The 12,249-nt window shown below is 57.7% G+C and carries 12 protein-coding genes; 9 read left to right on the top strand and 3 right to left on the bottom strand.

The window, feature by feature from the left end:
* From VWY75_RS01600 to VWY75_RS01575, 6 genes are all read left to right on the top strand, one after another.
* Window positions 1–685, top strand: a 685-nt coding sequence (locus VWY75_RS01600) for an amino acid ABC transporter permease (protein WP_416541596.1), incomplete at its 5' end; no start/stop codon positions are given.
* Between the two features lie 10 nt (window positions 686–695).
* Entirely contained in the window at window positions 696–1,556 is an 861-nt protein-coding gene (locus tag VWY75_RS01595) for an amino acid ABC transporter permease (RefSeq protein WP_416541595.1), read from the top strand.
* A 10-nt stretch (window positions 1,557–1,566) separates the two neighbouring features.
* Window positions 1,567–2,337, top strand: coding sequence for an amino acid ABC transporter ATP-binding protein (locus VWY75_RS01590; protein WP_416538560.1), 771 nt, complete (start codon window positions 1,567–1,569; stop codon window positions 2,335–2,337).
* A gap of 9 nt (window positions 2,338–2,346) precedes the next feature.
* Entirely contained in the window at window positions 2,347–3,717 is a 1,371-nt protein-coding gene (locus VWY75_RS01585) for an aspartate ammonia-lyase (protein ID WP_416538559.1), read from the top strand.
* Window positions 3,714–5,162 carry an aspartate/glutamate racemase family protein gene (locus VWY75_RS01580; RefSeq protein WP_416538558.1) on the top strand — a complete coding sequence of 483 codons (1,449 nt, stop codon included), beginning with the start codon at window positions 3,714–3,716 and terminating at the stop codon, window positions 5,160–5,162. Before VWY75_RS01585 ends, VWY75_RS01580 begins: the two co-directional genes overlap by 4 nt.
* A 134-nt stretch (window positions 5,163–5,296) precedes the next feature.
* Window positions 5,297–5,992, top strand: coding sequence for a hypothetical protein (locus VWY75_RS01575; RefSeq protein WP_416538557.1), 696 nt, complete (start codon window positions 5,297–5,299; stop codon window positions 5,990–5,992).
* Window positions 5,993–6,309: 317 nt separating this feature from the next.
* Here the strand turns inward: VWY75_RS01575 and VWY75_RS01570 are convergent, their stop codons facing one another.
* Genes VWY75_RS01570 through VWY75_RS01560 form a run of 3 tightly spaced genes read right to left on the bottom strand, consistent with a single transcriptional unit; the run spans window position 6,310 to window position 8,657 of the window.
* On the bottom strand, window positions 6,310–6,777 hold the full coding sequence (locus VWY75_RS01570; protein ID WP_416538556.1) for a thioesterase family protein: 468 nt from the start codon (window positions 6,775–6,777) through the stop codon (window positions 6,310–6,312).
* 15 nt (window positions 6,778–6,792) lie between these two features.
* Window positions 6,793–7,659 (bottom strand): amidohydrolase family protein, encoded by an 867-nt coding sequence (locus VWY75_RS01565; RefSeq protein ID WP_416538555.1) that lies wholly within the window; start codon window positions 7,657–7,659, stop codon window positions 6,793–6,795.
* Entirely contained in the window at window positions 7,656–8,657 is a 1,002-nt protein-coding gene (locus VWY75_RS01560) for an ester cyclase (RefSeq protein ID WP_416538554.1), read from the bottom strand. The genes VWY75_RS01565 and VWY75_RS01560 overlap by 4 nt, the downstream gene beginning before the upstream one ends.
* A gap of 136 nt (window positions 8,658–8,793) precedes the next feature.
* On the opposite strand from VWY75_RS01560, the gene VWY75_RS01555 reads away from it, so the two are divergent.
* From VWY75_RS01555 to VWY75_RS01545, 3 genes are all read left to right on the top strand, one after another.
* Window positions 8,794–9,849: an ABC transporter ATP-binding protein gene (locus VWY75_RS01555; RefSeq protein WP_416538553.1), complete on the top strand. Its 1,056-nt coding sequence runs from the start codon at window positions 8,794–8,796 to the stop codon at window positions 9,847–9,849.
* A gap of 81 nt (window positions 9,850–9,930) precedes the next feature.
* Window positions 9,931–11,154, top strand: a complete 1,224-nt coding sequence (locus VWY75_RS01550) for an ABC transporter substrate-binding protein (RefSeq protein ID WP_416538552.1) — start codon at window positions 9,931–9,933, stop codon at window positions 11,152–11,154.
* Between the two features lie 65 nt (window positions 11,155–11,219).
* Window positions 11,220–12,248: a carbohydrate ABC transporter permease gene (locus tag VWY75_RS01545; RefSeq protein WP_416538551.1), complete on the top strand. Its 1,029-nt coding sequence runs from the start codon at window positions 11,220–11,222 to the stop codon at window positions 12,246–12,248.
* The last annotated feature ends 1 nt before the right edge of the window (window position 12,249 follow it).

Raw genomic sequence — 12,249 nt, 5'->3', positions numbered from 1 at the left:
CTACCAGCCCGTTCAGGCTGGAAAGATCTGGACAGGGATACAATACACGCTGCTGCTTTCCGTGGCCTGTCTGATTTTCAGTGTCATCATTGGCGTCGTCGGGGCATGGCTTCAGGGATCAAAACTGCGCGTGCTGAGGGCCGTGGTTCAAGGCTACATCCAGCTTTTTCGGAACACGCCGCCCTTCGTTCAGTTGCTTTTCTTTTACTTCGCGCTTGGTCAGTTGACACCGACCTACTCGCCAGACGGGTGGTTGCAAGTGCCGATCATCTCGAATGTCGGCTGGGCGATCATCTCGCTTTCCTTCTTTGCTGGCGCTTTCAACGTCGAGATTTTCCGATCTGGCATTGAGGCAGTTCCGGACTCTACCATTGAAGCCAGCGAAGCGCTCGGCATGACCCGACTGCAGACCTACATCTACGTCATCCTGCCGCTGGCCTTCCGGGTGAGCCTTCCTGCGCTCAACAACAACCTCGTGAACCTGATCAAGACAACCACACAGGCCTTTGCAATCGCCGTGCCCGAGCTTCTGTATCAGGCGGTGACGATTTGGAACGACTACCCGTCCGCGCAGTACCCCGCCATGCTTCTGCTTTTCGTCGTCTATATCGGCCTCGTCGGCATCATGGTTTTTGGCATGAATCGTTGGGAACGCCGCTTGGCAATTCCAGGTTACGGAAACTGAGGATTAGACCATGAATACAATGAAGCCTCTGGCTGTCCTGAAGCCCGTTGACCGGACTGGGCTGCAATACGACCCCATGACTCTCACGCGCGTGATTGCCTCGGTACCGTCGTGGGTTCCATTCGCCTTCTTCGTTCTGCTGGTGTTGTGGCCGACCCTGGCTGCCGCACAGTCCGGTGAAGCTGTGCGCCCATTCAACGCCCTTTGGCGGTGGGCACCCTTCCTGATCACCAAGGGGTTCTTCTTTAACATCCTGATTTCGTTCCTGTGCCTCCTGATTGGTACGTTTGTCGGCGTCCTGCTTGGGCTTGGCCAGATATCCCTGTCCCGCCCGGTGCGCGCCGCCGCCTGGTTCATCACCCAGCTGTTTCGCAATTCGCCATGGCTCGTGATCCTTTTCATCGTGATGCTGGCCTTGCCGTTCGAGGTCACGATCTTTGGCCAAGACTACTTTGTTCCTGCCTGGATCAAGGCGGTTTTCGGGTTGTCCTTGCCAATCATGGCGAACATTTCTGAAATCGTGCGCGGGGCCATCGGGTCTGTGCCCAACACCCAGTGGGAGGCCGCTGAATCGCTGGCGTTTACCCGCACCCAGACCTTGTGGCGCATCATCCTGCCACAGTGTTTCAAACGCATGATCCCACCGTGGATGAACTGGTATGCGATTCTGACAATGGCCACGCCGCTGGTGTCGATCCTCGGGGTAGAGGAGGTCGTGAACCTGACCCGTCAGGCGATCGTCGCCGAAAACAACCGCCCCGAGCTGCTGATGCCGTTCTATGGCTTCGTGCTGATCTTATTCTTTGCCTATTGCTATCCGATTGCGCGGCTCACGCTGCGGCTGGAACGCAAATTCGCCGTCAAGCTGTGAGGACCTCAAAATGACCGCAACCGATACATCAACCGCCCCATGGACGCCGGACCAACCCATCGTGTCCATCCGCAATGTGCGCAAGTCCTTTGGTGCGCTGGAGGTGCTGAAGGGCATCGACATGGACATCATGAAGGGCGAGGTGATCTGCATCATCGGCCCGTCCGGGTCCGGCAAATCCACCCTGATCCGTTGCATCAATGCGCTGAACGACATTCAGGAAGGATCGATCAAGGTCGAAGGAATGGAAGTGCATCAACCCGATCTGGATAAACTGGCCCTTCGTAAAAAGATCGGGATGGTGTTTCAGCAGTATAACTTGTTCCCGCACAAGACGGCGCTTCAGAACATCATGATGGCTCCGGTTCTTGTAATGAAACAGAACAAGACAGAGGTGGAGAAACGCGCACGCGAACTTCTCAAGAAGGTCCGGTTGGAGGGCAAGGAAGACGCCTATCCCGGCGAGTTGTCCGGTGGTCAGCAGCAGCGGGTTGCGATTGCACGGTCACTTGCGATGCAGCCCGACGTGATGTTGTTCGACGAGGTGACGGCGGCTCTTGACCCGGAAACGGTCAAGGAGGTTCTGGTGACCATCAAGGAACTGGCGGCCGAAGGCATGACCTGCATCCTAGTGACCCACGAAATGGGGTTCGCAAGAGAAGTGGCTGATCACATCTATTTCACCGATCGCGGCGTTATTGTTGAACACGGCCCACCGACGACCTTCTTCGACAATGCCCAGGACGACCGCACCAAATTGTTCCTCAGTCAGATTCTGTGAGTATAGCTCATGAACATGCACCACGGCCGAACCGAGCGGGACAGTATCGGCGACAGCCTCATTCCCGAAGACGCCGCCTGGGGCTCCCAGACCCAACGAGCCCTTGAGAATTTTCCGATCACGGGCATTCCGATCAGCCACTATCCAGAAATCGTGGTTGCGCTGGCGCAGGTCAAGAAAGCCTGTGCCCGCACCAACGCGGAACTTGGCGTGTTGGCGTCCGACAAGGAACAGGCCATTATCAAGGTCTGCGATGAGATCATCGCAGGTCAACACCATGATCAATTCGCTGTGGACGTTATGCAGGGCGGGGCAGGAACCTCAACCAACATGAACGCTAACGAGGTGATCGCAAACCTCGGTCTGCGAGATCTCGGGGCGGATTTCGGGGACTATGCCAGGCTGCACCCCAATGACGACGTGAACAGGTCGCAATCGACAAATGACGTCTATCCGACGGCGATCCGTCTTGCGACTCTGGCCAAGGCGGGCGATCTGACCAAGGCGCTGCGCGCGCTGGTCGATGCCTTCCGCGAGCGCGGAGAGGCCTTTGCCCATATCAACAAGGTCGGGCGAACCCAGCTTCAGGATGCCGTTCCGATGACCTTGGGGCAGGAATTCAACAGCTTTGCCAATACCCTGGCCGAAGACATCGACCGCATAGCGGACCTTGGCCGCCTGTTGACCGAAGTCAACCTCGGCGGCACCGCAATCGGCACCAGAATCAACACACCGGAAGGCTATGGACCCCGCGCCGTAGAGCATCTGAGTGAGATCACCGGGTTGGCCCTGACCCCCGCAAGCGACCTGATCGAAGCGTCATCCGATCTGGGCGCCTTCGTGATGTTTTCAGGTGCATTGAAACGTGTGGCGATCAAGCTGTCCAAGATCTGCAACGACCTGAGGCTGCTCAGTTCTGGCCCGCGCGCGGGTCTGGGGGAAATCATCCTACCGCCCGCGCAGGCGGGATCGTCCATCATGCCAGGAAAGGTGAACCCGGTCATCCCTGAGGTCGTCAACCAGATCTGCTATCAGGCGATCGGCAACGACCTGACCGTCACCATGGCGGCGGAAGCCGGACAACTACAATTGAACGCGATGGAACCGGTGATCTTCTACAAGGTCATGGAAACCATGACGACACTGGCAAACGGCATGAGCGTTTTGACGACCCGGTGCGTACAGGGCATTCAGGCTGACGAGGGGCGCTGCGCGGAGCTCCTTGACGGAAGCCTTGTCCTTGCCACGCTGCTCGCACCTGTAATCGGCTATGATGCAGCGTCGCGGCTTTCCAAACAGGCGCTGGCGGACGGTATTACGCTCCGCGAGGCCTGCAAGGCGCAGGGTGTCGACACGTCGGCTCTGGACACGGTCAGATGAAAAGCGGGCGCGTGAAATTGGGGATTGTGGGCGGCCTCGGGGCGCGTGGTGGTGCCGATATCCTCAACCAGCTTGTAGAGGCCACACCGGTCCGGTCCGAAAGCGATCACCGGGACATTTTGTTCGAGCAGAAGCCGCTGACTGAAACCGTTCCGGTTTCCAGTCCGGATTACACACCGACGCATCGGAAATTCTATGTTTTCGACACGCTCGCGCGGATGGAGCAAAATGGATGCCACGTAGCCCTTCTGCCCTGTTTCATCACTCATACATTCATTGAAGAGCTTGCCGCGGAGTTACCGCTGGAACTGATTTCGATCGGGGACGCGATCGCCGGAGAATTGAAGGCCACCTGGCCTGAAGTGCGTCGGATTGGCGTGCTGACCACACCCTACGTGCGCAAGAGCAGGTTCTTCGAAAAGCTGCTCGGTGAAAATTGCGAGGTGGTCTATCCCGATGACAAAGCTGAGACGGCGATGTTGGGCGCAATCTATGGTCCCGACGGTTTCAAAGCGGGGCGCGCGCTGGAAGACGTACGCGGCGAGATCGAGCTTGTCATCCGTTCACTCGCTGAAGAAGGAGTCGATCTGGTGCTGCCGGGGATGACCGAGCTGCCGATCATCCTTCGCAATATGGATCGCGAGAACGGCCCTAGGATAATCGACGTAAATGCCGTCTATGCAACCTACGCGCTTCGTCAAACCTCGGCCAAAAAGCGTACACCTTTCAAAGTAGGTGTAGTAGGGGGGGTCGGCCCTGCGGCTACCGTGGATTTCCTCAGAAAAGTCGTAGCATCAACGGCCGCACAACGCGACCAGGACCACATTAAGCTGGTCGTTGAGCAGAACCCGCAAATCCCCGACCGGACAGAAAACCTCACCAAAGGTGGCCCGGATCCGACAATCGCGCTCTATTCCACTTGCAAGAAACTTGAGCACGCCGGAGCTCAGATCATCGCAATACCTTGCAATACGGCACACGCCTATGTTGATCGACTCCAACGGCACCTAGATATCCCGATCGTAAGCATTCTTTCTGAAACGGTTGGCCACATCCAGGACATGAAGCCAAAAGTTGAACGGGTCGCCGTCTTGGGCACGAACGGCACAATCGCAAGCCAGTTGTACCAAACCGCCTTAGAGCAGAAGGCGCTTGTCCCGATCGTTCCGGACATCGAAGTGCAAGCGAAGCTCATGGAGGCAATTTATGGCCCCGAGGGTGTCAAGGCAGGCCGTACAAAAGGCAAATGCGCAGAGCAGCTTCTTGATGTAATCAACGAAGTCACCAGGTTGGGTGCGGAAGTTGCGATACTGGGTTGCACAGAACTTCCTCTCATTGAATTCTTGGGGACTGAAAAACCCTGCATCCCGTTGGTTGATCCAACCCAGGTGCTCGCCACGGCATGTGTGAGAGCTGCGGAAATGTTTGCCAGTCCGCGCGGGTAGCCGGCGTACCGATCGACCGGAGGCCGAAGCGGATGGATCAATTAACATAACCATTGTTATGCGTCGTTATACTTAATGTTGCGATAGTATATTTTCGTATGCATGCTGGGCTCCTGTCACGGAGGCACCTCAGCATGCGCCATTTACTCAAGAATCTCCTCCCCTCGATCGCTGTCGCTTTGACTGTGACAAGTTTTTCGTTGCCGACACCTGCGCGCGCGCAGACTTACCCGATCGATTGCGCGATACTCCTCTGCCTATCTGGCGGGTGGCCCGCTTCCGTCCCTTGCGCCCGGGCTCGCGCCGAATTTATCCGGCGGATTACGCCCTGGCCGTTGGAACCACCGCTGCAAATCTGGCGCTGTCCCATGGGCGCCTCCTATGAGGGCGATCGGCCATCAAACAACGCTGCCCGCATCTTTGAAGCCTTGTACCGGCCCGACAGCCGTCGACCGCTCCAATCCTTGCCAGTCGACGATCTCGTTTCCACCGACCAGGCACTCCGGCTCATTCAGGACCGCGCGGACATCGATATTGGCGGACCTGAGTTCAACTTTGTGCGGTCCATCCGCGTCTTTGATGTTCGCTATGCGCGGCAGCATGAATCCGGTCGTGACGGTGACTGCAATCACAGCGCGACCGTGGTCCTCGGCACCTATGGGATCCAAGGCGATTTCTCTTGGCAACGATCTTCCATAACTGCCCTGCCCGAGGCCCATGTGGGACTTGAACGTTGGGGCCAGAATTGCCCCGGTATCTACCACCGATCTGTCTTCGTCGATTGGCGTGACTATGAGGGCAACTACGGCTTCGAACAGGTGAATTACTAGCGCTGGCAAAGGCGGCGAGGCTATCGAACTGCAGAAACCTGAGCGTGCTAAGTCACTCAAATACCGGCCGTTCGGTGCCGTCGGCGACAAGGTCGGGAGAGCGGGACCTAGTGAACTTTCGCCGCACTAGCCCCAATGACAGCTATTTGCACATTGCGGTCGCAGCGAAAAGTACCATGGGGGTGCGGACTTTCGCTACAGATTGGTGGAGGGTCATCATTTCTACCCGAGGCGTCTAGAAGATGAGTAGTGACGGCTCTCGGCAACGTCTCTTACCAGCGGCGAGCGTCGCGGACTTTGAGATAGTTGCATTCGTGTTAGGATGATCGCTTCAGCATCATCCTGCGCGATCGGGATTTGAGAGCTTCAGGGTTGGAGACCCGTGCGGCGGCCAACCGCTCGGCGATTTCGGTGGGCATCGCTTCAGCATGGGGTGTCGGGTGTTGGTTGACGTGCAGCTCCATCGTTTCGCTGATGGCCACGGGGGTGCCGTCGTGTAGCATGGTCAGGTGCAGGTGAAACCGCTTTTCGTCGCTGTCCAGCACCACGGTTTCGATACGCAACGCCGCGCCCAACTTGACCTCTTTCAGGAAATACTTGTGGTCTTCTAGCAGATAGATCGTGCAGCCGGTGCGTTTGCGATAGGCCGCGTCGAACCCGATCGCATCCTGCACGGCGTCGACGGCATAGCTAAAAATCAGCCCGTAATAGGCGTCCTGCATGTGACCGTTATAGTCGATCCAGTCCGAGATGACGGTGGTCTCGTAGATGAAGGTTTCGCTCATCTTTCAGCCCTTACCTCACAGCGCATAGAATGCCGCGGCTGTATCATGGAATACCGCCTTGTGCATCTCGTGCGGGACGATGGCGCGGTGCGCTTGGACCAGCGTGGCATAATCGGAATACAGGCTGTCGACCGGGAAGTTTGATCCGAACATGCAGCGGTCGGGGCCGAACTGGTCCAAACAGGTGTCGGTGATGGGCCGGAAGTCATCGACCATCCAGTTGTGCTGAAACATGCCCAGCCCCGACAGCTTGCAGGTGACCTGAGGCAAGGTGGACAGGGCGCGGAGTTTCGTGGCCCAATCGGCCAGCCCTTGGGGTGAGCGATCATGCGGGCTGCCCGCATGGCATAGGGCGATCTTGGTGTACGGGGTCTGCTCCAACACTCGCGCCGTTTTCTCCATTAGCTCGGGGATCAGTTGCAAATCGAAGGATAATCCGCGCTGTCCGGCTTCCCGCAGTCCGTCCAGAAATCGCGGATTGTCCAACAGATCGTTGGTCCCTGTCACCGCATCCTCGCCCGGCGCGCGCCCGACGATCTGGCGCACGCCCTTTACCGTGGACAGGGCCTGAAAGGCATCCAATTGCGTGTCCAGGTCTGGTGCGGTCAGGTCGCAGAAGACCACCTGCGCAATCGGCCATTCGGGCGTGGTGTCGGTGACGGACTGAACCCATGTGGCCTCGGCCAGACCGTCTTCGGCACCGACCTGAATGTGCACGGAGGCCGAGACCCCTTGTGCCGCGGCATCCGCGCGGAATTCATCCAGCAGATAGTTTCGTTGAATCGGTGAGGGGTCTCCGAAAAACCGTTCGACGCCTTTGGCCATCAGCCAAGGATAGCGAACCGCAGTCAGGTCCCACAGGTGATGATGCGCGTCGATCATGCGTAGCCTCCGTCTTGCAGGCGCTGCAGGATATCGAGACCCTGAGTTTTCCAGAAATGCAGCAGGTCGATGAAGATCCAGTTTTCTGCCAGCTTGTCCCCGTCACGGCGATAGATGTCGATCACGCGAAACTCACCCGTCTTATTGGTCGCAGGCATTCCCATGAAGTCACCTCTCAGGCGGGCCGTGAAATTGGGCCAGCCGAAGAACCCGCCATAGGCGCCTTCGGCCAGTCGGGCGATGTGTGTTGTTTTGGATCGATCAGAAAACGCCGCGCGGAACGGGCCAGAGTGCTGTTTCGCGTAGCGTTGGATCGTATAGGTCGCGCCAATCCCGGTTGGACCCCACCACAGCATGTCCTCGGCCCAAGTCTGTCGCAACTCATCCTCAAGGCTCAATCCGCTGTCCCATTGTCCCAGATCGCCGATCATCCGGTTGATCAGGGCCAGCGTGTCCACGCCCTCTTGCACGGGCTGGGCATCAAACAGCAACCCGTCATGGGTTTGTGGCCCGGGTTGCACCAACTGTGCGGCGGTATGATCGGGGAAAGGCACGATGCCCGCCTGCGCCATCAGGTGGGGCAGGTCGAAATACATGGCCGTTTCGACGATCTTGTCGCCTTCGATCCGGTGAAATTCGCAATAGCGCAGCATGGCGATCTTGCCGGTCGGCGGGATGCCGCAGAAGGCCTTGTCGAACAGGCCCATCAGGTGCCCCATCGACACCACCCAGACGCTGCTGAAATCGTCCATCTGATTGGTTCCGGCGAAAAAGATATCTTGGCGCCGCTGAAGTGATGTCAGGCTTTGTCGCAGAGGGGTCCAGAACAAGGATGCGACCTGACCGGGGCTGGTCATCTCGTTGAACGGATGGAACCCGCGCCACACGAAATTCGGGCCTGTATATGTCTGTAAGACCTGCACCAGATCTGCATCTGGGGCGTCGAGTGCTGCTTGGAATCGCTGCACCACGGCTTTGGCGTCTTGAGCTATCGTCATAAATTTTCGCTTTCCGTCAGTAGCTTGAAGGCTTTGTTGCATACGTTTGCAAATTTACCTTGCCAAATTGTTGCAGGCTAGCCTAACGTTTTTGCATGCGTATGCAAAATCCGATTCCAATGGGAGGGGAATCCGAATGGCCGAGATCCAGCTGAAGAACATCAGCAAGCGTTGGGGCAGTTTCGTCGGGGTCGACAATTTCGACCTGACCATTGCGGACAAAGAGTTTCTGGTGCTTCTGGGGCCTTCGGGCTGTGGCAAGACCACCACCATGCGCATGATCGCAGGGCTTGAAGATGCGACCGAAGGCGACATCCTGGTGGATGGCGTCAAGGTCAATGATCTTGAGCCCAAGGACCGCGATGTGGCGATGGTGTTCCAAAGCTATGCGCTCTATCCCAACATGAATGTCTACGAGAACATCCGCTTTCCGCTGAAGGTGCGTGGCATTGATCCCAAGACCCATGACGAAAAGGTCCGCCGTGCCAGTTCCATGGTCGAGCTGGACGATTTCCTACACCGCAAACCGGCCGAACTGTCGGGCGGCCAGCGTCAGCGCGTGGCTTTGGCCCGTGCCATCGTGCGCGAGCCCAATGTGTTCCTGATGGATGAACCGCTATCGAACCTTGACGCCAAGCTGCGCGTCTCGACCCGTGCGCAGATCAAAAACCTGTCGCACGAACTGGCGGTGACCACGATCTATGTGACCCACGACCAGATCGAAGCGATGACCCTTGCCGACCGTGTGGTCATCATGAAGCAGGGAGTGGTCCAGCAGGTTGGAACCCCGGTCGATATCTACGACCGTCCAGCCAATGCCTTTGTCGCCAGCTTCATTGGCTCACCCGCAATGAACCTGATCGAAGGAACGATGGAAAACGGTGTATTCCGCGCGAAATACACCGAGGTCCAAGGTCTGAGCGCACCTGACGGTCCCGTTACCCTTGGGTTCCGCGCAGAAGATGCAAGCGTTGTGCATGATGGATCTGGCGGCGAGATCAATGCGCCGATCTATACCTTGGAGCTGCTGGGAGACAGCACCATGGTCTCGGTCCGTTTGTCCGGGCAACTGGTGTCGGTGAAAGCCGACAAGACATTCCGCGCCGAGATCGACGACACTGTCTCGCTGCACATCCACAAAGATCACTGCCACCTGTTCGATGCTGAAACAGGGGCGCGTTTGGGGGAATAACCCCACTTTTTCCGTCGCAAGGCGGGGCAATCAAGGGGTGCAGCCTTCGAAGATGCACCCACCATCCAGGGAGGAATACCAATGTTTTTTAGGAAAGTGGCTCTGTCCAGCGCCTTTGCCCTTATGGCAGGAAGCGCGTTTGCCTGTGAGATTGGCGCGCGCGTCAGCATTGTCGGCAACGAGTTTGCCGCCATTCAGGCCATCGGCGCCGCCGCGCAAGAATGCACCGGCGCGACCGTCGAATCCAACCTAACTTCCGAGCACCAGACCATCAACGTGGCTGGCCTGTCGGGCAACCCGTCGGAATACACCACGGCAATCGTTGCCAACAGCTCGATCGTGGCTCTGATGAACGAAGACGTTATCCGTCCGCTGAACGATCTGGTCGCCAAACATGGTGAGGGGCTGCAAGAAACGCAGCTGATCAAGATTGGCGGCGACATTATGGCTGTGGCCTTCATGGCCAACGCACAGCACCTGATGTTCCGCAAGGATATCCTTGAGCAGGCTGGCGTCGACGTTCCCACGACCTATGAAGAAATGCTTGAGGTCGCAGAGGCGATCCGGTCGCAGGGTATCATGCAAAACCCGGTTGGCGGCGCATATGCCGCAGGGTGGAATCTGGCCCAGGAATTCAACAACATGTTCCTCGGCTATGGCGGCACCCACTTCAAAGCGGGCTCGGCTGAACCCAACATCAACACCGAGGCCGGCGTCAACGCGCTCAACATGATGAAGGCTCTGTCGGAATACATGAACCCCGACTTCCTGACGCATGACTCCAACGCCACCAACGCGGAATACCGCGCGGGTAACGTCGCGATCATGAACATGTGGGGCTCGCGCGCGTCACAACAGACGACCACCGAAGGTGTTCTGGAAGAAGTTGTGGCTGGTCACGCCATCGCGGCTCCGCTGACTGTTGGCGGTGGTACGACCCCGGCATCCACCCTGTGGTGGGACGGCTGGACCGTGGGCAAGAACATTTCTGACGCGGAAGCAGAAGCGACCTTCATCGCCATGAAACACGGCATTCGCCCCGAGATGCTGAACGAAGAAACCAGCCCGTTGGCTGTTTGGCTGATCGACGGCTACCAGCCGACCGACGCGGCTCAGGGTGTGTTCGCGGCCGCGCAGATGGGGACAACGCCCTATCCGATGCTGCCCTATGTCGGCCTGCTGCACAGCGCGCTCGGCAACGAACTTGCTGACTTCATGCAAGGCAAGGAAAGCGCCGAACAAGCGCTGGCCGATGTTGAAGCAGCTTACCGCGCTGCTGCCGTCGAAAAAGGCTTCCTTCAGTAAGGAACCACACGTGCGGGCGGCTTTCCTAGCCGTCCGCAACTTCTAATTCACGCCGGGATAGTGCTATGCGCCATAAGACATTCCTTTGGTTTTTCCTGCCCACAGGACTAGCGATGCTCTTGTTCATCGCGCTGCCCATCGTCTCGGTGGTGACCCAGTCGATTTTTGCCCCGCACCCGGCGGTTCTGATCGAGGTCGAAAACTGTACCCCGCTTGTGGGCTGCACGACCGAAACCACCATCGACCAAGATGCAACGGCCGCGCTGCGCGCCGAGCAACCTTTGGGACGCTTCGTGGGCTTGGATATCTACTTTGATCGCGGCCATCTGGCCGTCAAGGAAGTCGGCGAACTTTGGGCGACCACCGACAGCTTGGGTGCGTTCTTTTCAGAATTGGGAAACTTGCCTTTCTATCGCGCGATGGCCTTTACGATGACCTTCGTCGCTGTTGTGACGCCGCTTACAATCGTGTTGGGCTTGATCATCGCGCTGGCAATCAATTCTCTGCACCGGCATCTCAAGGGGCTGATGATCTTCTTCTCGCTCCTGCCGATGATCGTAACTCCTCTGATCGGCTCGTTGATTTTGTTCTGGATGGTCGACAGTCGGGGCGTCATTGGATCAGCCCTGGTCGCCTTGGCCGGAGACCCGAACTTCAGCCTCAAGGCCTCAACGGGGCTGATGTGGGTGGCTCTGATCGTCTATGGTATCTGGCACGCCGCCCCCTTTGCCTTCGTGGTATTCTATGCCGGTCTACAAACCTTGCCAAAGGATCAGCTTGAGGCTGCCCAGATCGACGGCGCGACCCGCTGGCAACAGGTCAAGTTCGTGGTTGTGCCTCACCTGATGCCGCTGGTCACGTTCGTGGCGCTGATCCAGTTGATGGACAATTTCAAGGTGTTTGAACCCATCATCGGCTTCAACGCTGCAGCCCACGCACAATCGCTCAGTTCGTTCATCTTCAATGACCTCGGCGGAGAAACACGCCAGCTTTCCTCTGCTTCCGCAACTTCCGTGATCACGATTATCGGGGTCGCCATTCTTCTTTCGCCCGTGCTTGTTCGCACTTGGCGCGACTTCAAAGGAGCACGATAAC

It is taken from the genome of Phaeobacter sp. JH20_08, from assembly GCF_048056635.1.
GTDB classification, from domain to species: Bacteria; Pseudomonadota; Alphaproteobacteria; order Rhodobacterales; family Rhodobacteraceae; genus Phaeobacter; species Phaeobacter bryozoorum.
The sequence above is the reverse complement of the archived record's forward strand: the minus strand, read 5'-3'. Positions and strand labels throughout refer to the sequence as shown.

Excerpts from the sequence above, each read along its gene's own strand:
- VWY75_RS01595 (WP_416541595.1), top strand. The coding sequence starts at position 696 with ATGAATACAATGAAGCCTCTGGCTGTCCTGAAGCCCGTTGACCGGACT.
- VWY75_RS01590 (WP_416538560.1), top strand. The coding sequence starts at position 1,567 with ATGACCGCAACCGATACATCAACCGCCCCATGGACGCCGGACCAACCC.
- VWY75_RS01585 (WP_416538559.1), top strand. The coding sequence starts at position 2,347 with ATGAACATGCACCACGGCCGAACCGAGCGGGACAGTATCGGCGACAGC.
- VWY75_RS01580 (WP_416538558.1), top strand. The coding sequence starts at position 3,714 with ATGAAAAGCGGGCGCGTGAAATTGGGGATTGTGGGCGGCCTCGGGGCG.
- VWY75_RS01575 (WP_416538557.1), top strand. The coding sequence starts at position 5,297 with ATGCGCCATTTACTCAAGAATCTCCTCCCCTCGATCGCTGTCGCTTTG.
- VWY75_RS01570 (WP_416538556.1), bottom strand. The coding sequence starts at position 6,777 with ATGAGCGAAACCTTCATCTACGAGACCACCGTCATCTCGGACTGGATC.
- VWY75_RS01565 (WP_416538555.1), bottom strand. The coding sequence starts at position 7,659 with ATGATCGACGCGCATCATCACCTGTGGGACCTGACTGCGGTTCGCTAT.
- VWY75_RS01560 (WP_416538554.1), bottom strand. The coding sequence starts at position 8,657 with ATGACGATAGCTCAAGACGCCAAAGCCGTGGTGCAGCGATTCCAAGCA.
- VWY75_RS01555 (WP_416538553.1), top strand. The coding sequence starts at position 8,794 with ATGGCCGAGATCCAGCTGAAGAACATCAGCAAGCGTTGGGGCAGTTTC.
- VWY75_RS01550 (WP_416538552.1), top strand. The coding sequence starts at position 9,931 with ATGTTTTTTAGGAAAGTGGCTCTGTCCAGCGCCTTTGCCCTTATGGCA.
- VWY75_RS01545 (WP_416538551.1), top strand. The coding sequence starts at position 11,220 with ATGCGCCATAAGACATTCCTTTGGTTTTTCCTGCCCACAGGACTAGCG.